The following is a 24,441-nucleotide window of genomic DNA, read 5'->3' as shown; positions in this document are numbered from 1 at the left end:
GCAGCCTCGCTCGCAAACAAGCCTCCAAACCCGCCCGACGCACCGTCGCGGCGGGTTTTTGCCGTCCGGCCGGTCCCCGCTCGTGCTCGGCGCCCTAGCTGACGCAGGACGACAACAGGGGAGCGAACCACATGGCGGCGATTTCGAAGCAGGTTCTGGACGAAGGCCGGGCGGCCAAGGCGGCGGGGCAGCCCGACGACGCGAATCCCTACCCGGCCGGCTCGCAGAATAGCGCGGATTGGCTCGAAGGCTATACCGTCGACGAGCCCGAGCAGAACACCGACCGGGCCGAGAGCGACACCTGAGCGGAGCCCAAGGAGCGGGGCGGTCCAAGCCGCCTCGCGCGCCCGTCGCCGGTGCCGGACCGGTGGCGCCAGCCGCCCCCCTCGGGGCACGATCTCGCGGCCGCGTCCACGGCCCGTCGAGACCGGATCATCGGGCCATGACCACAGCTCTGGATTGCACGCGAACCGGCCCAGGCTGAATAGTCCGCCGGTCAAACGGCACCTTACTGAGATGACGCTAAATGTTTGTCGCGCTCGGTGAAAATCATCGTGCCGGGATGAACAAATGAGACACGGCCGCGTTTGTCCACCACATACCAAGAACTCCACCACATACCAAGAACTTGGAGACAACGCAGCATGTCCATCAAGACCTTTGCCATCGCCAGCTCCCTTGCCCTCGCCCTGACGGGATCGGCCTTCGCCCAGACCGCCGCCGGCGGCGGGTCTGCGGAAGGCAACATGAACAACCCGGGCAGCGTGAAGAGCAACAGCGAGAAGTCGATGGAGCGCACCGGCGCGCCGGCGAGCACGGGCTCCACGATGGCGCCGGCCGGAACCTCGGGCGGCCCGAGCACCGCGACGGTGGGTGCGCCCGGCGGCAGCACCGGCGGCAACGGCGAGACCGGCAGCGGCGCGGCCCCGAGCGGCAAGTAAGCGCGCGATCAGCTCAGCGCTGAATCAACCGGCCCGGTCGTTCGCGACCGGGCCGCCTCGTGACATTCGGCCCCGCAGCCTGAACCGCTGTGGGGCCGTTTGTCGTCGGGCCGTCAGGCACCCGTGTAGCCGAGGGACGCGGCGGCCGCCTTCAGGCGACCGAAGGCCTCGGCATAGGCCGCGCGCCGCGCCTCGCCGCCCTTGAGGGTGCGGTCCGGGCTGAGATTGTCCTCGGTGTCGGACATCTTGATCAGGATCGCGCCGAGGTTGCCCTTGGCGATCAGCGCGGCGATGCGTGCGTCGTAGGGCATCGGCTCCGGCGGCTTGGTCAGCATCACGACCATCGCGATCACCGCATCCGGGAAACCTTTGGCGCGCAGGGCCACCGGCGTCGTCGGGGTGTCTTCCAGGACGTCGTGCAGGATCGCCGCCTGCATCACCTGCATCGGATCGAGGGCGAGGCGATCCACCGACTTGGCATGGCCCGCCCGCGCCACGGAGGCGTTGGCGACGCGCTCCAGGTGCCGGATATAGGGCTGCCCGCCCTTATCGATCTGTCCCGCATGCGCGACGATCGCGAAGCTGTGGGCCTCGAAGATGGATGCCATGACGCGTCCTTCCGCAGGGCCGCCGCCGGGCGCGGAAACGCCCGCCTTTGACCGCTTCCGCCGTGTCTGCCCCGATTCCGCGGGACCGTAAACCATCCCGCGCGCGGACGATCGCCGCATCGCGCGGGGCCTCTGGAACGCGATGGCCCGGAAACGGGACGCCGCCGTCCGGCAGCGTTAGCGGCCCATTAAGCGGAACCATCGAAATCAAGGGATCATCAGGGGGCGTTCCCCGGCCTTCGGGCACAGCGTGAGGACAGTGGCGTATGGGCAGCGTTCCGGCGACGATGGACAATGTGGTTCCCTTCCGACGCGCCCTTCGCACCCAGCACACGGAAGCGGCCGCACCCCGGGGTGGTCTGGCGGCACGCCGCAGCGAGCAGCGCGCGCTGATGGATTCGGTCTACGCCACCGGCAGCCTCCCGGTGGCGGCCGGCGACCGGGAGACGAAGCTCATCGCGGCCCGGCTCCAGGTCTACGGCTTCGTAACGATCGAGGAGATCGCGACCGACGGCACGGCGCGCCGCCTGCGTCCCTCCGAGGCCATCCGGGCTCGGACCGATTCGCCGTGGCGCCTCACCAAGGCGAGCTACGGCGCCGGGGCCGGCCTCGCCGTCACCATTCCGGCGATCGACGGCTTCCTGTTCGACCAGCCCTCCGGCGTTCCCGCCTGAGGCTCGACGGAGGTCGCCGGACCCGGCTGTGGCGGCCGGGAGACATCGGCAATTTCCTCGCCGGCACCGTAGTCGAGATCATCGAATTTTCAGGGCGGCCGTGACATGAGTGGGTTCGTTCCACACCCGGCCATACCGCCATGCTGTCCGCCTCTGAAAACCTCGTCATCCAGCACCGTGAGATCGTCGCCGTCCTGGCGACGTACGGGATCTTCTTCGCCGGCGTGATGGCGGTGGCCTGGCTGATCGCCTGAGGCCAGGCGTGCGGGTCGCGCCGTCGCGGGCGCGGAACCCGCGGGGTTTTGCCCCGGTTTCTCGCCCGACTTTTCGGGAGACGACACCATGGCCAAGGCCGACGACCACGCCGAAACCTTCGCGGCCTTCCACGAAGCCGTGAACATGACCCCGGCCAAGCTGGAAGCCTACCTGGAGACGGACGAGAGCCAGTCCGTCGGACAGAAGACGGGCGGCGGCGAAGCCACGGGCCATCGCGAGGGCCGGCGCATCGTCGCGCTGCTGAGGACCAAGAAAGCCGATCTCAGCGACGACGATTACGCCCACATGGCGAAGGTCGTCGGCTACGTCCACCGCCACCTGAAGCAGGGCGGCCCGGAGGACAAGAGCGCGGTGAAGGACTCGCCCTGGCGCCTGTCGCTGATGAACTGGGGCCACGATCCGCTCAAGCACGACTGACCGGACCGGATCGGCCGTCGCGATGTCTCGCGAGCAGGGTGTTGGAAAAAACCACCGGCAGCCCCCGCGCCTGGGGGTAACCTGGTGGAGCTGAGCGGGATCGAACCGCTGACCTCCGCAGTGCGATTGCGGCGCTCTCCCATCTGAGCTACAGCCCCGTTCCGGGGTGGCGGCCTTTTAGGCTTGCCCACGTCGACCTGTCAATTCCAGAAATCCTGCAGCTTTGCGTGCGCGTGATGCGTCCCGCGAGCGCGGGCCACGAGGACATCGTTTCCGCGCATGAACGCCTTCATCTGGCTCTTCGACACCGTCGTGCAGCTCTACATCTACGTCCTCATCGCCAGCGCGGTCCTGAGCTGGCTCGTCGCGTTCAACGTGGTGAACGTGCGCAATCCGATCGTGTCGCAGATCGGTGAGGTGCTCTACCGCCTCACCGAGCCGGTGCTGCGCCCGATCCGCAACATTCTCCCGAACCTCGGCGGCGTCGACCTCTCGCCGATCGTGCTGGTGCTGCTGCTGCTGTTCGCGAGCCGCCTGCTGCACGAGTTCGTGCCGACCCAGACCGTCGTCTATCCGGGCTGACCCGGCACCGTGGCGGCGAGCCGGTCCCGGCTCGCCGCCCAGCCCGACACAACAAGAAACGCGAGCCGCCGCGCCGTTCGAGGGACGCCCGAATCATGAAGACCAATCCCGGCCGCTTCTTCGAGGATTACCGCCTCGGCGAAACCATCCGCCATGCCACCCCGCGCACGGTGACCCTCGGCGACGTCGCGCTCTACACCGCGCTCTACGGCCCCCGCTTCGCCGTGCAATCCTCGGACGCCTTCGCGCGCGCCATCGGCTATCCGCAGAGCCCGCTCGACGACCTCCTCACCTTCCACGTGGTCTTCGGCAAGACCGTGCCGGACATCTCCCTCAACGCGCTGGCCAATCTCGGCTACGCCGAGGGCGGCTTCCGCCGGCCTGTCTATCCGGGCGAGACCCTCTCGACCGTGTCCGAAGTCATCGGCCTCAAGGAGAGCTCGAATCGCCAGACCGGCGTGGTCTACGTGCGCTCCACCGGCTCGGACGCCCAGGGCGAGACCGTGCTGAGCTATTGCCGCTGGGTGCTGGTGAAGAAGCGCGACCCCGAGGCGACGATCGCGCAGGAGCACGTGCCGACCTTCGCCAAGGTGGTGGACCCGGCCGACCTCGCGAGCGCCCTGCCGCCCCTGAATCCGGGCGCCTACGACGTCGAACTCGCCGGCTCGCCGCACCGCTTCGGCGACTACGTGGTGGGCGAGAAGATCGACCATGTCGACGGCATGACCGTGGAGGAGGCCGAGCACCAGATCGCCACACGCCTGTACCAGAACACCGCCAAGGTGCATTTTGACGGCTACGCGGCCAAGGACACCCGTTTCGGTCGGCGCCTGATCTACGGCGGCGTCGTGATCTCGCTCGCGCGCGCCCTCAGCTTCAACGGTTTGGGCAACGCCTTCGCGCTGGCGGGCATCAATGCCGGGCGCCACGTGGCCCCTCTGTTTGCCGGCGACACCGTCTATGCCTGGAGCGAGGTGCTGGAGACCGCCGACCTGCCCGGCCGCACCGACATCGGCGCCCTGCGCCTGCGCACCGTCGCCACCAAGAACCAGCCCTGCGGCAACCACCCCGACAAGACCGGCGACGGCTACGACCCGTCGGTCATCCTCGACCTGGATTACTGGGCCTTCATGCCGCGCTGATCCGCGTCGAAATTCGCGACCAGAAAGTCGACGAAGACGCGGAGCTTCGGCGACAGGTGGCGGTTCGAGGGCCAGACGAGCCAGAAATCGCCGCCCTCGGCCAGAGCCTCCGGAAGGACTTCCGTCAGCGCGTCCTGTGACAGCGCCTCGGCGGCCAGGAAGCGCGGCATCGCGGCGATCCCCAGACCCGCGATGGCGGCGGCGCGCAGGGCCTCCATGTTGCTGGCGACGAGGGGGGTCGGAAAGGCGTCGGCGGCCGTCGCGGCCATGCCGCGCAGGACCCAGGGCTGCGGGTTCGCCGCCGATGCCTGCCGGAAACGCAGGCAGGCATGGGCGCTCAGATCGTCGACGCCACGGGGGGTTCCGGCCCGCGCGAGGTAGGACGGCGCCGCGCACAGCACCATCCGGAAACCACCGATCCGGCGCGCCACCATGCGCGAATCCGCTGGCACGCCGCTGCGGATCGCGGCATCGAAGCCTTCCTCGACCAGATCCACCATCCGATCGCTGAAATCGAGATCGAGCCGGATGTCGGGATAGAGTCGGGCGAAGCCCGGCATCAGCGGCACCAGGAAGCGATACCCGATCGTCGGCAAGCTCAGTCGCAGCCGTCCGCGTGGGGACGACGCCAGCGCGCCGACGGCGAGATCCGCCTCGGCCAAGGCATCGAGCGCCCTGCGGCACGGTTCGAGGAACAGGGCGCCTTCCGCCGTGAGGCTGACGCTCCGGGTGGTGCGCTGGAGCAGGCGGACGCCCAATTCGGCTTCCAGCCTGGCGACGCTCTTGCCGATGGCCGACGGGGACAGCCCGAGGGTGCGGGCGGCGGCTGCGAAGCTGCGGGCATCGGCGGTGCGGACGAAGGCGGTGAGGGCGGCGAGGCGGTCCATGTGCGGAATCATAGCGTATCCGTCCGCAGTGCCAGTCCCAGGCGAGCCATTGTTTCCAAAGTTGCGGCGATGGACGTTGTGCGCCCGCATCCCGACCGGAAACAGCCATGGACCACGCGACGCCCCCCTACGCCTTCGTGGAGAACGTTCCCCATCCCGAGGATCTCGTGCGCCTTGAGGGAACCGCCTGGATCGTCGTCAGCAGCATGCCGTCGCCCCGGGGCGGCGGCGGCCGCCTCTCCGTCGTGGATACGGAGCATCCGGACCGCCCGCCTTTCGCCCTGTTTCCCTCGGCGGACATGCTGACGGGCGCCCCCGTCGCCGGCACGTTCTCACCCCACGGCATCAACACCCGGGCCACCGGCCCGGGCGCGTTCGAACTCTACGTCGTCGATCACGGCGCGGGCGAAGCGGTCGACATCTTCGATCTCGCGGTGACGCCCTCCGGCCCGCGCGGACGGGCCGTGCGCCGGGTGGCGATGCCGCCGGGCACCTGGGGCAACGGCATCGCGCCGACCCCGGAGGGCGGCTTCGTCGTGACCAGCATGTTCGATCCCGACGATCCGGACTTCCTCGCGAAGTTCGAGGCCGGCACGCCCACCGGCGGGGTCTGGCACTGGTCGCCCGAGGGCGGATGGGCTTCGATCGCCCCACGCCCGCTCTCCGGTGCCAACGGGATCGAACTCACCCGCGATGGTCGCTTCGTGATCGTGTCCGAATGGGCGACGCGCCGGCTCTGGCGCTTCCCGCTGACGGGGGAGGGCGGCATCACCGCTGTCGATCTCGACTTCCTTCCGGACAACCTGCGCTGGGGATCGGATGGACGCCTGCTGCTGGCAGGCCAGAACGCGACGCCGCGCGCGGTGTTCGGCTGCGAGGCCGCCGGACGGCCGTGCCCGATGGCCTTCACGGTGGTGGAGGTCGATCCCGAAACCCTGGCGACCCGTGTCGTCGTGCGCGGCGGGGATTCCCGCTTCGGCGGCGCGACCGGAGCCCTCGGGGTCGGCGGCGAGGTCTGGGTCGCCAGCTTCACCGGCCAGCGCGTCGCTCGCTACCTTCGGCCCGGCCGCCCGTGACCCGACCGGCTCCGTGCCATGGTTGCGAAGGCGGCAGGATGTGTTCAGGTTGGCTTGTTCACATTGAAGTCATCCGCCTGCACGCGAAGGACGACGCGCCGTGGCAACCGAGACGACCAAAGGTCCGGCCTCCTATTTCCCGTCGATCGAGAAGACGTATGGCCGGCCCATCGCCTTCTGGCAGCAGATCGTTCTCGACAGGCTTCCGGCGAGGCACATGGAACTCGTCGCGATGCTGAAGACCGAGCATGGCATGGGCCATGGACACGCCAACGCGATCGTGGCGCATGTCCTGGCGACGCGGAAAGCGTGACGCCATCCCGCCGAGACACCGACGTGCAGCGAAGCTCGCGAAGCCCTCGGCTTTACTGGCGACCGCGTTCGGCGATCACCCCCCGAACCATCCGGCCACGGCGCGGCGCAGCGGATTGGCCGGGTCGGACAGGAGGCGCAAGGCCATCAGGCACGCGATGGTGACGAGAAGGGGACGGATCAGGCGGGCGCCCATGCGGATCGCCAGGCGCGAGCCGATCTGCGCGCCGAGGAAGGCGCCCACCGCCATCACCAGACCGATGGCCCAGACCACGTGGCCGCCGAGCGCGAACAGGGCGAGGCTGCCGAGGTTGCTCGCCGCGTTGGCGAGCTTGGTGTGGGCGGTGCCCTTCACCACGCCGAGCCCCAGCAGGGTGACGAAGCCGATCATGTAGAAGGCCCCGGCACCGGGACCGAACACGCCGTCATAGAAGCCGACCGCCGGCGCCCAGGTCAGGGCGAACCAGTTCGGCGTGATGCGGGCGGTGGCGTCCTCGTTGCTCATGCGCTTGGCGGTGGCGAAATAGATCGCGATCGCCACCAGAAGGATGGGCACGGCCGCGTCGAGAACCGGCCGCGGCAGCAGGCTGACGCAGAGCGCGCCCGCGATGGAGGCGCAGCCGGCGCTCACCGCGATTTTCCAGGCGTCCGGCCAGTGGATCAGGCGGCGGCGGGCGAAGGCGAGGGTGGAGGAGACCGCGCCGGCGCTGCCCTGGAGCTTGTTGGTCGCGATGGCGGAGACGGGATCGAGACCGGCGAGCAGCAGAGCCGGCAGGGTCAGGAGGCCGCCGCCGCCCGCGATTGCGTCGACGCAGCCGGCCGCCAGCGCGACCGCGAACAGACCCGCGATCAGGCCGATATCGACTCCGAAGATCATCCCGTCCTCACGTCTCAGGTCCAGCGAGGCCGGCCGGCGGCGGTCTCGCCGGGGTGGTGGCCGTCCTCAGTTGCGGACGACGACCTTGGTGCCGACCTTGGCGCGATCGTAGAGGTCGACGATGTCCTTGTTCGTCATGCGGATGCAGCCGGACGAGACGGCGGCGCCCATCGTCTCGGGCTCGTTCGAGCCGTGGATGCGGTAGAGCGAGGAGCCGAGATAGAGGGCGCGGGCGCCGAGCGGGTTGTCCTGGCCGCCGGCCATGAAGCGCGGCAGGTCGGGCCGGCGCGCCAGCATCTGCGCCGGCGGGCGCCAATCCGGCCATTCCTTCTTCATCGTCACCGTCTTCTCGCCGGACCACGAGAAGCCCTGGCGGCCGACGCCGACGCCGTAGCGCACGGCCTGGCCGCCGCCGAGCACGTAGAAGAGCCGGCGCTGACTCGTGGAGACCACGATGGTGCCGGGCTTCTCGGCGCCCTTCCAGGCGACGGTCTCGCGCGGGATCGCCTGCTCCTTGAAGATGTTCATGAAGTCGGCGATCGGCCCGCTGTCGAACGGGTTGCCGGCGAAGGCCGGTCCGGTCGCAAGGGTCAGGGCCGCCGCCAGGGCGGATGCGGCGAGAGCGCGGCGCGTCTGCATGGTCTGTCCTCCAGCCGATAACCGGGGGAGCGCAGGCGCGAGCGCCCGGCGTGTCCGGAAGGCATGTGGTCGAGGGCGAGAGCCTTGGCGGGATGGAAGAGGGCGGTCAACCGAGCCGGGATCGAAGGCGCCGCCCCTGTGTGATCCCGGCAACGCCCGCGACTCGGGCTCTCCGCTCCGCCCGTCCGCCCTGACACAATGCCGCAGGAACTTGCGGCCAAGGCCCTTTGACCCCAGACTCGGAACCGTGAGTTCCGCAGATTTCCATACCGCGCGCGCCGCCGAACCGGCTTCGCCCGAGCGCGTCCCGGCTTCGCCCGGGCGTCTCCGGGCTTCGCCGATCCTGGCGCGCCCGGTCCTGCGGGCTCTCGGCGTGCTCGCGTCGGGTCTCCTCGCGATGCTGCTTCTGGTCTGCGCCGTGCTGCCGCTCCTGCGGATGGCGGGCGAGGTCCCGCGCGGTTTCGAGCGTCAGGCCGTGATGGCCTCTTCGACGCTGCCGCCGAATCGGGACACGAACCTGCGCATCTCGGCCGCGATGATCGACCTCGACGACAGCTACGGCAACGTCGCGGCCCTGCGCATCCCGCAGGCGACCGAGCACCGGATGGATCGCCTCGTCCTGCCGCGCGTCCTGCCGGCGCCCGCCACACGGGCGGTCGCGCCCCCCGATCGGCCCCCCAGGCTCGTGCTTCCGGCCTGAACCGTCTGCCGCTTTCCGGCGGACGCGGGATTCGACCTGACTTTTTCGTGTCGAATACAACCTGCGTCGTCGGAACGCCCAGATTGTGCGCCATCCCAGCCTCGTCATCGGACGATTCGGACCGGGTCCGGCCGATCCGCGCCCCCTGGGCACGGGCCAAGCCGCCGCACCTGTGACCGCCACCACCCCACGTCCGGCCATGCAGAATGGCCCGGCGCTTGCCATGGCCCCAGCCGCGCGCGGCGATCAGGGGGCCCGGACCTTGAACGCGGCGATGCCGGCCCGTGTCTGCGGGCCATCCGCCGGAATTGCGCAGGAGCGACGCGATCGTGACGTCTTTCAACCACCGCCTGTTCGGGGCCCGGCCGACCGCGCTCGCCGCGGGCATCGTCCTGGTCGCCCTATCGGCCTGCAATCAGAAACAGCAGGCGGCGGCCCCGGTCCCCGGACCGGTGCCCGAAGTCAGCATCGTCACCGTCCGCGAACAGCCGATCCCCTACGTGCGCGACCTGCCGGGCCGCGTCGCGCCGCTGCGCATCGCCGAGGTGCGCTCGCGCGTCTCCGGCCTCGTGGTGAAGCGCACCTTCGAGCAGGGCAGCTTGGTCAAGGAAGGCGACGTTCTCTACAAGATCGACCCGGCCCCGTTCGAGGTCGAGCTGCAGAGCGCCGAGGCCGCCTTGGCCCGGACCGAGGCCGCGCAGGTCCTCGCCGGACAGCAGGCCGACCGCCTGGAGCAGCTGCTCTCGCGCCAGACCGCGAGTCAGGCGCAGTACGACGCCGCCTATGCGGGCCTGAAGCAGGCCCAGGCCGAGGTCGCGGGCGCCAAGGCGACGCGCGACCGGGCCAAGCTCAATCTCGGCTACACCGATGTCCGCGCCCCGATCTCCGGCCGCATCGGCCGCGCGCTGCTCACCGAGGGCACCCTGGTGGAGCAGGGCGGCGCCGCCAACCTCGCCACCATCCAGCAGCTCGACCCGATCTACGTCGACATCACCCAGTCGGTCGGCGAGCTGAACAAGCTGCGCCGGGATCTCGCCAGCGGCGAACTCTCGCGCCTCTCGGCCGACACCGCCAACGTCCACCTCATCATGGATGACGGGACGCTCTACGGCTCGGCCGGCAAGCTGCTGTTCTCCGATGTCACCGCCGATCCGAGCACCGGGCAGGTGACCCTGCGCGTGCTGTTCCCGAACCCGCACGACGAGCTCTTCCCCGGCATGTACGTGCGTGCCCGCATCAAGCAGGGCATCGACACCGATGCGCTCGCGGTGCCGCAGCAGGCGATCCAGCGGACCAACGACGGCAAGGCCGAGGTCTGGGTGGTGCGCGACGACAGCAAGGTCATGCTTCAGCCGGTGGAGGTCGGCCCGGTGGTCGACAACCAGTGGGTCATCCGCTCCGGCCTGAAGGCCGGCGACCGCGTGGTCGTCGAGGGCGTGCAGAAGATCACCGCCGGCCAGCAGGTGAAGACCGTCGAGCTGCGGGTCGCCACCGCCGACGCCGAGCCGAAGCCCCGCGACACCGAAGTTCCGGAGCCCGAGGCCGCCGAGGTGCCGGGCGCGCCCAAGCCCGCGTCGCCCCAGACGGCGGCACCCAATACGGCTGCCCCCAAGCCCGTGTCGCAGGTGCGCTGAACCATGGCTCGCTTCTTCATCGACCGGCCGGTCTTCGCCTGGGTCGTCGCCCTCTTCATCATCCTGGGCGGCCTGCTCACGATCCCGCAATTGCCGGTGGCGCAGTATCCCGTGATCGCGCCGCCCTCCATCGCGCTCTCGACCGCCTATCCGGGCGCGTCGGTGGAGAACCTCTACACCGGCACCACCCGGCTCATCGAGGATGAGCTGAACGGTGCCGCCAACATCCTCAGCTTCGAATCGGCCAGCGACGCCTTCGGCGTGGTCGAGATCACCGCGCAATTCCAGCCCGGCACCGATTCGAGCCTCGCGGGCGTCGAGGTGCAGAACCGCCTCAAGCGCGTCGAGGCCCGCCTGCCGGCGGAGGTGCGCCAGCAGGGCACCCTGGTGGAGGAGGCCTCCGCCGCGACCCTGCAGATCATCACCCTGGTCTCGCCCGACAAATCGATGGACGAGATCGCCCTCGGCGACTTCCTGATCCGCAACGTCATCAACGAGATCCGCCGCATCCCGGGCGTCGGGCGCGCGACGCTGTATTCCACCGAGCGCAGCCTGCGCATCTGGATCGATTCCGACAAGCTGCGCGGCCTGTCGCTCAACGCCTCCGACGTGTCGAAGGCGATCTCCAACCAGAACGTCCAGATCGCGTCCGGCGCCGTCGGCGCGATGCCCAGCCCGCAGAGCAACCCGGTCAACTTCCCCATCATCGTGAAGGGCCAGATGACCGCGCCGGAGGAGTTCGGCGCCATCGTGCTGCGCGCCAATTCCGACGGCTCCAACGTGCGCCTGCGCGACGTCGCCCGGATCGAGCTCGGCGGCGAGGACTACAAATTCACCACCCGCCTCGACGGCGGCGAGGCCGCCGGCATCTCGGTGACCCTGGCCCCCGACGGCAACGCCCTCCAGACCGCCTCGGCCATCCGCGCCAAGATGGAGGAGCTGTCGCAGTTCTTCCCGTCGAACGTGAAATGGGACATCCCCTACGACATCACCCCGGCGGTCGAGGCCTCCATCGAGAAGGTTCTGCACACCCTGGTCGAGGCGGTGGTGCTGGTCTTCATCGTGATGTTCGTCTTCCTCCAGAACATCCGCTACACGCTCATCCCCACCATCGTGGTCCCGATCGCCCTGATGGGCACCTGCACGGTGATGCTGCTCGCCGGCTTCTCGGTGAACGTGCTCACCATGTTCGGCATGGTGCTGGCCATCGGCATCCTCGTCGACGACGCCATCGTGGTGGTCGAGAACGTCGAGCGCATCATGAACGAGGAGGGCCTCTCCCCGAAGGAGGCCACCCGCAAGGCGATGACCCAGATCACCGGCGCCATCATCGGCATCACGCTGGTTCTGATCGCGGTGTTCATCCCGATGGCGTTCTTCCCCGGCTCGGTCGGCATCATCTACCGCCAGTTCTCCATCGCGATGGTGACGTCGATCGCCTTCTCGGCGCTGCTGGCCCTGTCGCTGACCCCGGCCCTGTGCGCCACCCTGCTGAAGCCGATCGAGAAGGGCCACGGCCATTCCAAGGGCGGCATCTTCGGCTGGTTCAACCGGGTGGTGGACCGCGAGACCGCCCGCTATGGCCGCGGCGTCGCCGGCCTGATCAAGCGCTCCGGCCGGGTCATGCTGGTCTACCTCGCCCTGGTCATCGGCCTCGGCTACGCCTTCCTGCGCCTGCCGGAGGGCTTCCTGCCGGTGGAGGACCAGGGCTTCTTCACCGTCGACATCCAGACCCCGCCCGGCTCCTCTTTCAACCGCACCGAGGCGGCGGTGAAGAAGGTCGAGGAACACCTCCTGGCGCAGCCGGGCGTCGCCACCGTGACCGTGGTCAACGGCTTCTCGTTCTCGGGCCAGGGACAGGTCACCTCGCAGGCCTTCGTCACCCTGAAGCCCTGGGGCGAGCGCGATGCCGACAACTCGGCCGCCAAGCTGATCGAGGGCACCAACAAGGCGCTGGCATCCTACAAGGACGCGGTGATCCAGGCCCTCGAGCCGCCGCCGATCGACAACCTCGGCAACGCCTCCGGCTTCAGCTTCCGACTCCAGGACCGCGCGCAGAAGGGCTACTCGGCCCTGATGGCGGCCCAGGAGCAGTTGCTGTCGCTCGCCCGCAAGAGCCCCGTCCTGCAGAAAGTCTATGTCGAGGGCCTGCCCCCGGCGCCGCAGGCGGAACTCGTCATCGACCGCGAGAAGGCGGCCGCCCTCGGGGTCGATTTCGAGGAGATCAACAACACCATCCAGGTCAATCTCGGCTCGGTCTACACCAACGACTTCCCCAATCGGGGCAAGATGCAGCGCGTCATCGTCCAGGCGGAAGACGCGCAGCGCCTGAAGGCGGCCGACATCCTGAATTACGGGGTGAAGAACGCCTCCGGCACCATGGTGCCGATGTCCTCCTTCGCCGACCTGAAATGGGGCGTCGGCCCGGCCCAGATCATCGGCTTCAATGGCTACCAGTCGGTCCGCATTACCGGCGAGCCGGCCCCGGGCTACACCTCGGGCGACGCGCTCAACGAAATGGAGCGGCTGATGGAGCAGCTGCCGAAAGGCTTCGGCTACGCCTGGACCGGTCAGTCGCTGCAGGAGAAACAGGCGGGCTCGCAGGCCTCGCTGCTGCTCGGGCTGTCGATCCTGATCGTGTTCCTGTGCCTCGCCGCGCTCTACGAGAGCTGGTCGATCCCGTTCTCGGTGCTGCTGGTGATCCCGCTCGGGGTGATCGGCTCGGTGGCGGCGGTCTACCTGCGCGGTCTGCCCAACGACGTCTACTTCAAGATTGGCATCATCACGATCATCGGTCTCTCGGCCAAGAACGCGATCCTGATCGTGGAATTCGCCAAGGACCTGTGGAAGCCCGGGACCTCCCTGGTGGACGCGACCATCGAGGCGGCGACGCTGCGCTTCCGGCCGATCGTGATGACCTCGCTGGCCTTCATCTTCGGCGTGGTGCCGCTGGCGATCGCCACCGGCGCGGCCTCGAAGAGCCAGCAGGCGATCGGCACCGGCGTGCTCGGCGGCATGGTCTCGGCCACCGTGCTGGCCGTGCTGTTCGTGCCGGTGTTCTTCGTGGTGGTGATGCGGATCTTCCGGCGCAAGGACGCCACCGAGGGCATCCGGTCGGAGGCCGAGCCCGGTGCCGTGCACGTGCCGCACCACGCACCCGCCGAGTAGGACGGCGCCACCCTGAGGCCGCTGCGCGGCCTCAGGGCAGGCTACGAACATCGGGCAATGGACAATCAAAAAGGGCGCGCGGTTCAGAACCGCGCGCCCTTTTCAGTGGGTCTTACGAGGAAGGGGAAAAGCTACACCTCTCGGGCGATCATCATCTTCTTGATCTCCGCGATGGCCTTGGCCGGGTTCAGGCTCTTCGGGCAGGCGTTGGCGCAGTTCATGATCGTGTGGCAGCGATAGAGCCGGAACGGATCGTGCAGGGCGTCGAGGCGCTCGCCGGTGCTCTCGTCGCGGCTGTCGATCAACCAGCGATAGGCTTGGAGCAGGGCGGCCGGGCCGAGGAAGCGATCACCGTTCCACCAGTAGCTCGGGCACGAGGTGGTGCAGCAGGCGCAGAGGATGCACTCGTACAGGCCGTCGAGCTGCGCCCGGTCCTCGGGGGTCTGCTTCCACTCGCCCTCGGGCGCGGGCGTCTCGGTCTGGAGCCAGGGCTCGATCGAGGCGTGCTGAGCGAAGAAGTTGGTCAGGTCCGGAACGAGGTCCTTCAGCACCGGCATGTGCGGCAGCGGGTAGATCCGCACCGCGCCGGTCTTCTTGCCCTTGGCGTGCTCCTGGCACTCGTCGATGCCCATGGTGCAGGCCAGCGCGTTCTGGCCCTCGATGTTCATGGCGCAGGAGCCGCAGATGCCCTCGCGACAGGAGCGGCGGAACACCAGGGTCGAGTCGACCTTGCTCTTGATCCACAACAGGGCGTCGAGCACCATCGGCCCGCAATCGTCCCGGTCGACCTGGTAGACGTCGACGCGCGGGTTCTTCCCGTCGTCAGGATTCCAGCGATAGATCCGGAATTCCTGGAGGTTGTTGGCCCCCGCGGGCCGAGGCCAGGTCTTGCCCTCGGTGACCCTGGAGTTCTTGGGAAGGGTGAATTCAGCCATCAGGAACCCCTGTGCATATCTGGAGAGAATGGAGAGGCCCGGGCGCGTTCGAGACCTGCGGACAGGTAGCTGACGAGCGAGAGCACGTAATTCCGGTCCTCGGGGCCGATCAGGCGTTCCGCCTGCTCCCGGATGTCGATCCAATCACCACCGTCGAAGCCGCGTCCGAGCCAGCAGACAGTGACGAGATCTCGCAGATCCGAAATCGGCAGATCTGCAATCAGGCTTTTGAGTCGTAGGAAGTCCGGCGCCTCGACGGCAGGACCGGAAACGTTTGCCGGAACGAAAACGTAGCGCTCGGTCAATGCCGCGGACGACCCGCGTAGAGGTTCGAAGGTTGCAACGACCTGAGCGCTCAAGCTGACGATGCCGTCGATGCGATCCTGTGGAATCGCAACCCATGCCTGACTCCGTGATGCCGCCGACACGGCGTTCTCAAGGCCAAGCAGCAGATGGCCGAAATTGCGTTCGGTTGCTTTCTCGATCAGCTTCAGATCGGCGGTGACGACGCATGATCCCGCCTGTTCAGCACAGGCGAGGAAGATGCAGTCCTGAACGGGGTGGCTCATGGCCACGGCGATCTCCAGTGCCCTTTGGAACAGAACGAGGGTCGGGGAAATGGATACGAACAGGTGCGGAAGGGCCGCACAGCTTTCTTTGGCCACCTCCCAATCCGCCTCTCCGAGGCGAATCTTCTTTTGCAGCGCCCTGGCGAATTCCGTGAAGATCAGGTCGGGGGCCTGAAGCGTGGCCTCCGTCGCAAGCAGCGCCACGGCGGTGTCGTGCCCTGATTCCGGAAGGAACCACTTCACCGCCACCGACGTGTCGATCACGAACTTCACCTGTCGCGATCCTCCCGGATCAGGTCCACACTGTCGGTCTGCATGATCGATTTCGGAACCATCGCGGCAATCCGCGCGACGCGCGCCACCCGGTCCTGCAGTACCACCGCACGCTCCGCAGCGAGGCCGTCGCGCAGCAGGGTGAGAACCTCATGCTCGATCGAACGACCATGTCGCCTCGCCCGAGACGAGATCTGCTGGACAGTCTCGTCGTCGACGTTCCTGATCATCAGTTCGCCCATGGCGAGGGCCTCCAGTCCGTGGTCCTCAATACACCCGTGCCTTCGGCTCGATGTACTGGATCTCGTTCGACATCGTGTAGGTGTGAACCGGGCGGTAATCGATGCTGACCTGCTTCGACGTGTCGTCCATCCAGGCGAGCGTGTGCTTCATCCATTCCTTGTCGTCGCGGTCTGGGAAGTCCTCGCGGGCATGGGCGCCGCGGCTCTCCTTGCGGTTGGCCGCCGATTCCATGGTGACGACGGCCTGACCGATCAGGTTGTCGAATTCCAGGGTCTCGAGGAGGTCGGTGTTCCAGATCAGCGAGCGGTCGTTGACGTGGATGTCCGGAATGCCGTCGGCGACCTTGTGGATGAGGGTCTTGCCCTCCTCCAGAACCTCGCCGGTGCGGAACACCGCGCAGTTGTTCTGCATGGTCTTCTGCATCTCGGCACGCAGCTGCGCGGTCGGGGTGCCACCGTTGGCGTAGCGGAAGCGGTCGAGGCGGGCGAGCGCCTTGTCGGCGGAGTCCTTCGGCAGGTCCATCTGGCGGGCGCCCGGCTCGACGATCTCGGCGCAGCGCAGCCCGGCGGCCCGGCCGAACACCACGAGGTCGATCAGCGAGTTCGAGCCGAGCCGGTTGGCGCCGTGCACCGAGACGCAGGCCGCCTCGCCCAGCGCCATCAGGCCCGGCACCACCGTATCGGGGTTGCCGTTCTTCAGGGTCAGCACCTCGCCATGATAGTTCGTCGGGATGCCTCCCATGTTGTAGTGGACCGTCGGCAGCACCGGGATCGGCTCCTTGGTGACGTCGACGCCCGCGAAGATCTTGGCCGATTCGGAGATGCCCGGCAGGCGCTGGTGCAGGATGGCTGGGTCGAGATGGTCGAGGTGCAGGTAGATGTGGTCGTTGGACTTGCCGACGCCGCGCCCGGCCCGGATTTCCATGGTCATCGAGCGCGAGACCACATCGCGGGAGGCGAGGTCCTTGGCCGAGGGAGCGTAGCGCTCCATGAAGCGCTCGCCCTCGGAATTGGTCAGGTAGCCGCCCTCGCCGCGGGCGCCCTCGGTGATCAGGCAGCCGGCGCCGTAGATGCCGGTGGGGTGGAACTGCACGAATTCCATGTCCTGCAGCGGCAGGCCGGCGCGCAGCACCATGGCGTTGCCGTCGCCGGTGCAGGTATGGGCGGAGGTGGCCGAGAAGTACGAGCGGCCGTAGCCGCCGGTGGCCAGGATGGTCTGCTGGGCGCGGAAACGGTGGATCTCGCCGCTGGCCTGGTCGATGGCGATGACGCCGAGGCAGCGGCCCTCCTCGTCCATGATCAGGTCGAGGGCGAAGTACTCGATGAAGAAGTTGGTGTGGTTCTTCACCGCCTGCCCGTAGAGGGTGTGCAGCATGGCGTGGCCGGTGCGGTCGGCCGCCGCGCAGGTGCGCTGGGCGGTGCCCTTGCCGTAATCGGTGGTCATGCCGCCGAACGGGCGCTGATAGATCTTGCCCTCTTCGGTTCTGGAGAAGGGCACGCCCCAATGCTCCAGTTCGTAGACCGCCGCCGGGGCGTTGCGCACGAGGTACTCGATCGCGTCCTGGTCACCGAGCCAGTCCGACCCCTTCACGGTGTCGTACATGTGCCAGCGCCAGTCGTCCGGTCCCATGTTGCCGAGGGAGGCCGAGATGCCGCCCTGGGCCGCCACGGTGTGCGACCGGGTCGGAAACACCTTGGAGATGCAGGCGGTGCGCAGGCCGGCCTGGGAGCACCCCACGGTGGCGCGCAGGCCCGCGCCGCCGGCGCCGACCACCACCACGTCGAAGGTGTGGTCGTTGATGGTGTAGGCGGGGGCGCCGTTGCCGTTGGTGGCGGTTCCGTTGGTGGCCATGGGCAGATCCTTCGGGTTCGGGATGCGGGTCAGACGAGCGTGCCGGGCTAGACGAGCTTGCCGAGGCTGACGCGGAGGATCGCGTACAGGCAGGCGACGGCGACGATGACCGCGTAGAAATTGTTGGCGAAGAAGGCCGCGAGCTTCAGTCCCTTGTGGTGGACGTAATCCTCGATGACGACCTGCATGCCGATCCTCATGTGGAGCGTGACCGAGATCACGGCGAGGATCAGGATGAGCGCAACCGCCGGGTGCGACATCAGGGCGATCGCCTCGGGGTAGGGGCGATTGGCCATCAGCGCGACGATGACCACGAACGCGATCATCAGGGGAGCGTTGGAGGCGGCGGTGAGCCGCTGCAGCCACCAATGGCCGGCGCCGTGGCCGGAGGCGCCGAGGCCCTTCACGCGGGCGCGTGGCGTACGCATGGTGACGTTGGTGTTCTGGCGGTTATCGACCATCGGGACGGCTCCTCAGCGCAGCACGAGGGCGAGCGCCCAGATCAGGACAGTCAGGATCACGGAGCCGATGAGCGTGCCGCGAGCGAGCCACATGCGGCGCTCCCGGTCGAGGCCGTGGCCGAAATCCCAGATGAAGTGGCGCAGGCCCCCGAGCATGTGGTGCATCAGGATCCAGGTGTAGACGAACAGCACGAGGCGCCCGACGATCGAGCCGAAGAACCAGGCCACGGTGCCGTAGGCGCCCGGACCCGATGCGAGGGCCACCAGCCAGATCGCCACCAGGGCCGAGCCGCCATAGAGGGCGGTGCCGGTGATGCGATGGAACACCGACATCGCCATGGTCCAGGTCCAGCGGTAGATCTGGAGATGGGGCGAGAGCGGTTGGGCGACCGTGGGACGGACGGTGGGAGCCATCGTGCGGAAGGTCCTCGACTGGGCGACGCCATCCTTTTTTCAGATGGGCCACAAGAAAAATTTGGACTGTCTCTAAAGTGCTAGCGGGCACCCGCCAATGCGCAACCCCGGCTTGCTGCAGTGCACATGCGACACAGCCGCCGATTCGTCATTCGTCCATCGGACCCTCATGGCAGCCACCCGAGCGCACGCCACCAGAGATAATCCAGGGGTGCGACGACGACGAGCGAGGCGAAGCCCATGGCCAGGGTCAGCTTCGTCGCGGCCCGTAGCGGCACCGTTCCGAGATCGATCGCGAGGACGATGGGCGGCGCCTGATACGGCAGGAACAGGGTCGAGTAGCCCACGACCTGGATCATCACCACGGCCATCAGGTCGAGGCCGCCGGCCCGGGCCATCTCGCCAGCGAGCGCGGTGTAGAGCGCGGGCGCGCCGTTGGCCGTGACCGCGATGGCCAGGACCGACGCCAGCCCGGTCAGGATCGCGAAATTCGCGGCCGGGGCGTCGGGCGTCAGCGGCGCGACGTGGAGCAGGGCGTGGCCGAGGCGGGCGCCGAGCCCGGTCTCGTTGACGGTGGCGACGAGGCCGAGGAGCGCGGCGACGTAGAAGCAGGTCCGCAGATTGACCGCGCCGAAGGCCTCGGCCGGCAAAACGCCGATGCGCGGCATCAGGCACAGGATCGCCGCGACGAGGCCGACCCAGGCGGGGGCGATGTGGTGCAGGCTGTCGGTGACCCAGAAGGCCAGGGTGGCGGCCAGGATCACGGCGAGGCGCCGGGCCTCGGGGCGCAGGGGTTCAGGCGGTAAGGGCTCGGTCGCCGAGGCGGCGCCGGTCGAGCCCGGGTCGAGCCGATCCGGAAACAGCCAGAGAATGGCCAGGACGAGAAGGGCGCCCTTCGCCAGCGCCAGGACCGGTGCGTGCAGCAGCAGGTAGGGCAGGTAGGCGATGTGCAGCCCGTACTGCGTCTCCGCGGTGCCGGCCATCACGAGATTCGGCACGTTGGCGGGCAGGATCGCGGCCGAGAGGAGGGGGGTTGCGAGGCCCACCGCCAGCACGGCGCCGTGGCGGCCGGCCCGGCCGGCACCGAGGCCGAAGGCGTCGCAGAGGGCGAGGACGACCGGGACCAGCAGGGCGATGCGCCCGAGATTGGACGGCATCACGAAGGCGACGGCGAAGGACAGGGCGACGATGCCCGCGATGAAAGCCGGGTAGGAGGCCGAAAGATGGCCCGAGAGGCTTCGCGCCAGACGGTCGCCGAGGCCGGACCGCGTCATGGCGAGCCCCACCACCATGCCGCTCAGGACCAGCCAGAACGCCGAGGAGGCGAACCCCGAGAACACGGTCGCGGGGGGCGCCAGCCGGAACAGCATCGCGCCGGCGAAGAACAGCATCGCGGTGACGATCTCGGCGACGAGGCCGCTCGCCCACAGGCCCATGCAGAGCACGAGCAGGAGCGCGGTCACCGCGACCGTCGCCTCCCCGCCCATGAACGTCCCTGCCGGCATCGACCGCTGCCATCCCGATGATGAGCCGGGACACTGCTCCTACCTTGGAGCGGTTCGCAATTCGAGATTTTCCGATTCAGCCTTCGCGTGCGGCGAAGGCTCAGAAGCGCGCGGGATCGAGTTCGAAGGTCGGCGGCAGGGCTTCGAACCATTCGCCATAATAGGGATCGCGCGGGAGCTTCGCCGCCCAGCGATCCCGGAAGCGCCGGTGCTCGGCCGGGTCGACGATGCGTGCCCGGTTGCGACTCTCGTAATGGTAGAGGCTGGCCTGCGGGCAGTAGACGCTGCGCAGGTTACGCTCGCGCAGCCGAAGACACAGATCGACGTCGTTGTAATTGACCGCGAAGCCTGCATCGAACCCGCCGATGCTCTCGAAGTCGGCGCGGCGCACCATCACGCAGGCGCCCGTGACCGCGAGATAGTTGCGCGTTCCCACCGTGGAGAAGAAGTGCCCGGGATCGTCGCCCGGATAGCCGCGCCGGACATGGTCGGGCGTCGCGTCGACGATCGAGACGCCCGCGTGCTGGATCTCGCCGGTCTCGAACAGGAGCTTGGGGCCGACCGCGCCGACGCCGGGGATCTGCAGCTGCGCCAGCAGGGCCTCGATCCAGTCGGGGGTGATGACGGCGATGTCGTCGTTGAGGAAGACCAGGACTTCGCCGCTCGCCGCGGCGGCGCCGAGATTCATCTTGGCGGCCACGTTGAAGACCGGCTCCGCCCAGGTGACGCGCCGGGCGCCGTGGCGGGCGAGGGCCGCCTCGGTTGCCGGGCGCAGGTCGCCGTTGTCGACCACCACGAACTCGATGTCGGGGTAGGTGCTGAGGGCCGCCACGCTGTCGAGGCAGGCGGCGAGGAGATCGACCGCCTTGCCGCCGACGAGGCTGTCGCGCCCGGCGGTGGGAATCACGATCGAGACGCGGGGGCGCGCGGTCAGCCTGCGCCGCATCTCGAAACAGCCCTTGAACGCGCTCGGGCGGGCGAAGTCGAGCTCGCCCGTGCGCCGGGCACGGTCCTCCAGACCTCGGATCGCCGCGGCGATGACGTAGTCCTTGTTGTCCATGGTCTGGGCGGTGGAGCCCGGAATCGCGCGCCAGTGATAGAGCACCTTCGGCACGTGCACGACGTTGCGGACGTGCTCGGTGTAGCGCAGGGCGAAGTCGTAATCCTGCGCGCCGTTGCAGGCATCGCGAAAACCGCCGATCCGCCGGACGATGTCCATGCGGTAGAGCGCCAGATGCGCGGTGTACATGCAGGCTTCGAGGGCTTCCGGCGACCAGTCCGGCTTGAAGAACGGCTCGTAGCGCACGCCGTCGATCGAGATCTTGTCCTCGTCCGAGTAGATGAAATCGACCGTGTCGTCGGCGTTCAGGACGCGGGCGAACGCGTAGAGCGCGTTGTCGGGGATCAGGTCGTCGTGATCCATCAGCGTCATGTAGGCGCCGGTCGCCAGCGCCATGGCGTCGTTCGAAGCGCCCGAGATGCGGCCGTTGGTGGCGCGGCGATGGATCTTGATGCGCGGATCGGCGGCGGCGTAGGCCTGGAGCATCGGCCAGATATGCGGTGCCGGCGAGTTGTCGTCGCAGAGGCAGAGTTCCCAATCCTCGTACGCCTGCGCCTGCACCGACGCGATGGCGGCCTCCAGCCAGCGCTTCGGTGTATCGTAGACCGGCATGACGATCGAGATGCGCGGACGCAGGCGAAAGCCCGCGATCTCGGCGCGCATCGCCGCCACGCTGAGACGGGACGGGGTTTCGACCTTCTCGATCCAGGCGGTGTAGGAGGCCGGCACGGGGCGCGGCCGGGCGCTGGCGCGGAAGTCGCGCCAGAGGTCGCGCACCGGTCGTTTGCGCGCGGTGGCCCGGATCGCGGACACGATGCCGGTGGCCGTGCGCGCCTCCGCCGGCAGCCGGTCCAGAAGTCGACGGGCGGTCTCCAGTGTGGCGCCGACGACGCCGAGATGCGTCAGGCTGACATGGCCGAGGTGGAAGCGGCCGGCACCGCTCATCGGATCGAGGCGCAGGCCGCGGACGCGACGGGGCAAGTGCACCAGGTTGTCGATGCCGGCGGCATCGGCCTCGAGCGGGATGGTCAGCGTCTCGCGAAACCCCTTGCCGTCATCGACGTAGAGGATCGGGACGAGCTTGGTCCGGTCGAGGGCGGTGAGGTCGGCGCGGATGCGGACCCAGCCGCCGCGATGACGCCTGCGTCCGGCCGCCGGCCAGAGCCGGAAATGCGGGTCCGACCCGGTCGCGCGCCACGTGTCGGGGGAACCGTCCGCCTCGATCTGGCTGAACGGGTCGAGGCGACAGCGTAGAATGCGCGGCAAACCCGGATCCTCTTCGATGCGGGCTCAGGGCTGGCCGAGCCGGCCGGCAGGCCCTGAGCCCGCCGCGCCCGGGGTTTAGGGCATGCCCGCCGGCCCTCGCAAGGGCGGCCGGGGCCGCCTCAGGCCGACTCGGCCGCGAGGTAGGCGCGCCAGCCCCCGTGCCGGGTGATCTCGGGGGCGCCCGCCACCGCATGCGCCTCGCACAGGAAGCCCGAGACGGATTCGCCGTCGGCCAGGGTGATCTTGCCGATGCCGAGCGGCGCCGGGATCGCGGCGGCGAAATGCCCGAAAGCCGCCGGATCGAGGCCCCAGACCTCGACCTCCAGGCCAGGGCCATCGAAGCCGGGTGCGCGCACGAGGCCGGGCTTCGGCGGCACCGTGCCGGGCAGGGCGTAGAGCCGGTAATCGGACGCCGTCCGGGTGGCGCGCAGGAAAGTGGCGCCGAGATCCTGAAGTTGGTGGTTCAGCGCGAGCCCGGTGAGATGGGCGCCGACCACCACCAGGGGGATCTGCCCGGAGGCGACGGGCGGAACCCGGCTCGCCTCGGGTAGGGCGCGCCCGCGCTCGATGCCCATGCCCGCGCCCGCGCCCAGCGCGCGATGCAGCGCATCGGCCCAGGGTGCCAGGGCCTCGTCGCTGAAGCCCGGGCCGACCAGCATCACGCCGGCCGGCAGCCCGTCGCGGCGGAACCCGGCCGGGACCGCGATGGCGGCCATGCCGAGCAGGTTGGCGAAATTGGTGTAGCGGCCGAAATGACTGTTCCGCGCGATCGGCTCGGCCTGCATCTCGGCCACCGTGTAGATGGTCGGGGAGGTCGGCAGCAGCAGCACGTCGAGATCGGCCAGGATGGCGTCGGTGCGGCGTTTCAGGGCCTCGAAGGCGTAGCGGCCGCGGAAGGCGTCGACCGCGCTGTAGCGCTTCGCGGATTCGACGATGGCGCGCACGCTCGGGTCGAGGGCGTCGGGGTGGTCGGCGTAGAATTCGGCGATGGCCGCCAGCCGCTCGGCGACCCAGGGGCCGTCATAGAGCAGCGCGGCGATAGCGCGGAACGGCGCGTAGTCGAACGGCACCGCGACGCCGCCGAGGCGCTCGAGCCGGGCGATGGCGCCGTCGTAGAGCGCCGCCGTCTCGGCATCGCCGTAGAACTCCCGCTCGGCGGGGCCGAGCACCCCGAAGCGCAGGCCCGTGCCCGGGAGCGGATGCGGCCGCGCGGTCCGCGAATAGGGATCGGCCGGATCGAAGCCCTCGGCGATCCGTCGCACGGCGATGCCGTCGCCGACGGTGGCGGAGAAGATCGTGATGCAGTCGAGGCTGCGGCAGGCCGGGACGAGGCCGGTGGTGCTGAGCGCCCCCGGCGTCGGCTTGATGCCCACGAGATTGTTGAAGGCCGCCGGCACGCGGCCGGAGCCGGCGGTGTCGGTGCCGAGACTGAAACAGGCGAGCCCCGCCGCCACGGCCACGGCCGAACCGGAGCTCGATCCGCCGGAGACGAAGTCGGGGTTGAACACGCTGCGCGGGGCACCGTAGGGCGAGCGGGTGCCGTTCAGGCCGGTGGCGAACTGGTCGAGGTTGGTCTTGCCCGTCACCAGGGCGCCAGCGGCCTTCAGGCGCGCCACCACCGCGGCATCGCGCTCCGGCACGGAGGCGAAGGCCGGGCAGGCGGCGGTGGTGGGCAGGCCCGCCACATCGATGTTGTCCTTGACGGCGAAGGGCAGGCCCCAGAGCGGCAGGGAATTCGGCTCCGGGTGCGCCTGCATCAGGGCGCGGGCCGCCGCGATCAGGTCGGCGCGCGGCACCGGCGTGATGAAGATGGCCGGGTCGGACGCGGCCGCCATCCGCTCGGCGACGAGCTCGGCGAGACCGACCGGGTCGAGGCTCCGGTCGGCGAAGGCCGCGCGCAGACTCGCGATGTCCAGGATCGTGGGCAGCAT

Annotated in this window: 24 protein-coding genes and 1 tRNA gene; 11 read left to right on the top strand and 14 right to left on the bottom strand. The window is 68.9% G+C overall.

Translation table 11 applies throughout. The features are described 5' to 3' along the window. Positions 1-131: 131 nt before the first annotated feature. Together ASF60_RS25060 and ASF60_RS03240 are read left to right on the top strand one after the other, a co-directional pair. Positions 132-305 carry a hypothetical protein gene (locus ASF60_RS25060; protein ID WP_200940895.1) on the top strand — a complete coding sequence of 58 codons (174 nt, stop codon included), beginning with the start codon at positions 132-134 and terminating at the stop codon, positions 303-305. Positions 306-644: 339 nt separating this feature from the next. Beyond that, on the top strand, positions 645-941 hold the full coding sequence (locus tag ASF60_RS03240; RefSeq protein WP_056180319.1) for a hypothetical protein: 297 nt from the start codon (positions 645-647) through the stop codon (positions 939-941). Between the two features lie 113 nt (positions 942-1,054). Here ASF60_RS03240 and ASF60_RS03235 read toward each other — a convergent pair whose 3' ends face one another. Continuing rightward, positions 1,055-1,549, bottom strand: a complete 495-nt coding sequence (locus ASF60_RS03235) for an HD domain-containing protein (RefSeq protein ID WP_056180315.1) — start codon at positions 1,547-1,549, stop codon at positions 1,055-1,057. Positions 1,550-1,815: 266 nt separating this feature from the next. Here ASF60_RS03235 and ASF60_RS03230 point away from each other — a divergent pair, with 266 nt between their 5' ends. Both ASF60_RS03230 and ASF60_RS03225 read left to right on the top strand, forming a co-directional pair. Further along, positions 1,816-2,223 carry a hypothetical protein gene (locus ASF60_RS03230; RefSeq protein WP_056180313.1) on the top strand — a complete coding sequence of 136 codons (408 nt, stop codon included), beginning with the start codon at positions 1,816-1,818 and terminating at the stop codon, positions 2,221-2,223. Positions 2,224-2,565: 342 nt separating this feature from the next. After that, a complete protein-coding gene (locus tag ASF60_RS03225; RefSeq protein WP_056180310.1) occupies positions 2,566-2,916 on the top strand; it encodes a DUF3140 domain-containing protein in 351 nt (116 codons plus the stop codon). Between the two features lie 82 nt (positions 2,917-2,998). Here ASF60_RS03225 and ASF60_RS03220 read toward each other — a convergent pair. Further along, positions 2,999-3,074: transfer RNA gene (locus tag ASF60_RS03220), tRNA-Ala, on the bottom strand. A gap of 121 nt (positions 3,075-3,195) precedes the next feature. Between ASF60_RS03220 and ASF60_RS03215 the strand changes: the two genes are divergently transcribed. Together ASF60_RS03215 and ASF60_RS03210 are read left to right on the top strand one after the other, a co-directional pair. After that, positions 3,196-3,498 carry a YggT family protein gene (locus ASF60_RS03215; RefSeq protein ID WP_056180307.1) on the top strand — a complete coding sequence of 101 codons (303 nt, stop codon included), beginning with the start codon at positions 3,196-3,198 and terminating at the stop codon, positions 3,496-3,498. 95 nt (positions 3,499-3,593) lie between these two features. Further along, positions 3,594-4,640: a MaoC family dehydratase gene (locus ASF60_RS03210; RefSeq protein WP_056180304.1), complete on the top strand. Its 1,047-nt coding sequence runs from the start codon at positions 3,594-3,596 to the stop codon at positions 4,638-4,640. On the opposite strand, the gene ASF60_RS03205 is transcribed toward ASF60_RS03210, so the two are convergent. Then, positions 4,616-5,527, bottom strand: a complete 912-nt coding sequence (locus ASF60_RS03205) for a LysR substrate-binding domain-containing protein (protein ID WP_056180528.1) — start codon at positions 5,525-5,527, stop codon at positions 4,616-4,618. The two genes, ASF60_RS03210 and ASF60_RS03205, sit on opposite strands and share 25 nt — an antisense overlap. Positions 5,528-5,634: 107 nt before the next feature. Between ASF60_RS03205 and ASF60_RS03200 the strand changes: the two genes are divergently transcribed. Continuing rightward, positions 5,635-6,603 (top strand): SMP-30/gluconolactonase/LRE family protein, encoded by a 969-nt coding sequence (locus ASF60_RS03200; RefSeq protein WP_056180301.1) that lies wholly within the window; start codon positions 5,635-5,637, stop codon positions 6,601-6,603. A gap of 100 nt (positions 6,604-6,703) precedes the next feature. Next, a complete protein-coding gene (locus ASF60_RS03195; RefSeq protein WP_056180297.1) occupies positions 6,704-6,916 on the top strand; it encodes a DUF4287 domain-containing protein in 213 nt (70 codons plus the stop codon). Positions 6,917-6,991: 75 nt separating this feature from the next. On the opposite strand, the gene ASF60_RS03190 is transcribed toward ASF60_RS03195, so the two are convergent. Next, a complete protein-coding gene (locus ASF60_RS03190) occupies positions 6,992-7,792 on the bottom strand; it encodes a TSUP family transporter (RefSeq protein WP_056180294.1) in 801 nt (266 codons plus the stop codon). A 66-nt stretch (positions 7,793-7,858) separates the two neighbouring features. Further along, entirely contained in the window at positions 7,859-8,431 is a 573-nt protein-coding gene (locus ASF60_RS03185) for a L,D-transpeptidase (protein ID WP_056180290.1), read from the bottom strand. Positions 8,432-8,678: 247 nt separating this feature from the next. Between ASF60_RS03185 and ASF60_RS03180 the strand changes: the two genes are divergently transcribed. From ASF60_RS03180 to ASF60_RS03170, 3 genes are all read left to right on the top strand, one after another. Further along, the gene (locus tag ASF60_RS03180; RefSeq protein ID WP_056180286.1) at positions 8,679-9,131 is read left to right on the top strand and encodes a hypothetical protein; all 453 of its coding nucleotides are present in this window, start codon (positions 8,679-8,681) and stop codon (positions 9,129-9,131) included. A gap of 329 nt (positions 9,132-9,460) precedes the next feature. Continuing rightward, complete coding sequence (locus ASF60_RS03175) at positions 9,461-10,765, top strand: efflux RND transporter periplasmic adaptor subunit (protein ID WP_244478308.1); 1,305 nt, start codon at positions 9,461-9,463, stop codon at positions 10,763-10,765. Between the two features lie 3 nt (positions 10,766-10,768). Continuing rightward, entirely contained in the window at positions 10,769-13,933 is a 3,165-nt protein-coding gene (locus ASF60_RS03170; protein ID WP_056180284.1) for a multidrug efflux RND transporter permease subunit, read from the top strand. Positions 13,934-14,064: 131 nt separating this feature from the next. Here the strand turns inward: ASF60_RS03170 and ASF60_RS03165 are convergent, their stop codons facing one another. The 9 genes from ASF60_RS03165 to atzF form a co-directional block, all read right to left on the bottom strand. After that, on the bottom strand, positions 14,065-14,868 hold the full coding sequence (locus ASF60_RS03165; protein ID WP_056180281.1) for a succinate dehydrogenase iron-sulfur subunit: 804 nt from the start codon (positions 14,866-14,868) through the stop codon (positions 14,065-14,067). Continuing rightward, entirely contained in the window at positions 14,868-15,710 is an 843-nt protein-coding gene (locus ASF60_RS03160) for a type II toxin-antitoxin system VapC family toxin (RefSeq protein ID WP_056180277.1), read from the bottom strand. The genes ASF60_RS03165 and ASF60_RS03160 overlap by 1 nt, the downstream gene beginning before the upstream one ends. Beyond that, on the bottom strand, positions 15,707-15,952 hold the full coding sequence (locus ASF60_RS03155) for a FitA-like ribbon-helix-helix domain-containing protein (protein WP_056180274.1): 246 nt from the start codon (positions 15,950-15,952) through the stop codon (positions 15,707-15,709). Before ASF60_RS03155 ends, ASF60_RS03160 begins: the two co-directional genes overlap by 4 nt. A gap of 25 nt (positions 15,953-15,977) precedes the next feature. Then, positions 15,978-17,804 (bottom strand): succinate dehydrogenase flavoprotein subunit, encoded by a 1,827-nt coding sequence (gene sdhA, locus ASF60_RS03150; protein WP_056180270.1) that lies wholly within the window; start codon positions 17,802-17,804, stop codon positions 15,978-15,980. 47 nt (positions 17,805-17,851) lie between these two features. Beyond that, positions 17,852-18,265 (bottom strand): succinate dehydrogenase, hydrophobic membrane anchor protein, encoded by a 414-nt coding sequence (sdhD, locus tag ASF60_RS03145; RefSeq protein ID WP_056180265.1) that lies wholly within the window; start codon positions 18,263-18,265, stop codon positions 17,852-17,854. A gap of 12 nt (positions 18,266-18,277) precedes the next feature. After that, the gene (sdhC, locus tag ASF60_RS03140) at positions 18,278-18,679 is read right to left on the bottom strand and encodes a succinate dehydrogenase, cytochrome b556 subunit (protein WP_056180262.1); all 402 of its coding nucleotides are present in this window, start codon (positions 18,677-18,679) and stop codon (positions 18,278-18,280) included. Between the two features lie 167 nt (positions 18,680-18,846). Continuing rightward, positions 18,847-20,166, bottom strand: coding sequence for an SLC13 family permease (locus ASF60_RS03135; RefSeq protein ID WP_056180258.1), 1,320 nt, complete (start codon positions 20,164-20,166; stop codon positions 18,847-18,849). Between the two features lie 118 nt (positions 20,167-20,284). Then, the gene (locus ASF60_RS03130; protein ID WP_244478307.1) at positions 20,285-22,510 is read right to left on the bottom strand and encodes a glycosyltransferase family 2 protein; all 2,226 of its coding nucleotides are present in this window, start codon (positions 22,508-22,510) and stop codon (positions 20,285-20,287) included. 119 nt (positions 22,511-22,629) lie between these two features. Continuing rightward, complete coding sequence (gene atzF / locus ASF60_RS03125) at positions 22,630-24,441, bottom strand: allophanate hydrolase (RefSeq protein WP_056180255.1); 1,812 nt, start codon at positions 24,439-24,441, stop codon at positions 22,630-22,632.

Source organism: Methylobacterium sp. Leaf113 (assembly GCF_001423325.1).
Taxonomy (GTDB): Bacteria; Pseudomonadota; Alphaproteobacteria; order Rhizobiales; family Beijerinckiaceae; genus Methylobacterium.
This window is presented reverse-complemented; position numbering and strand designations above follow the sequence as displayed.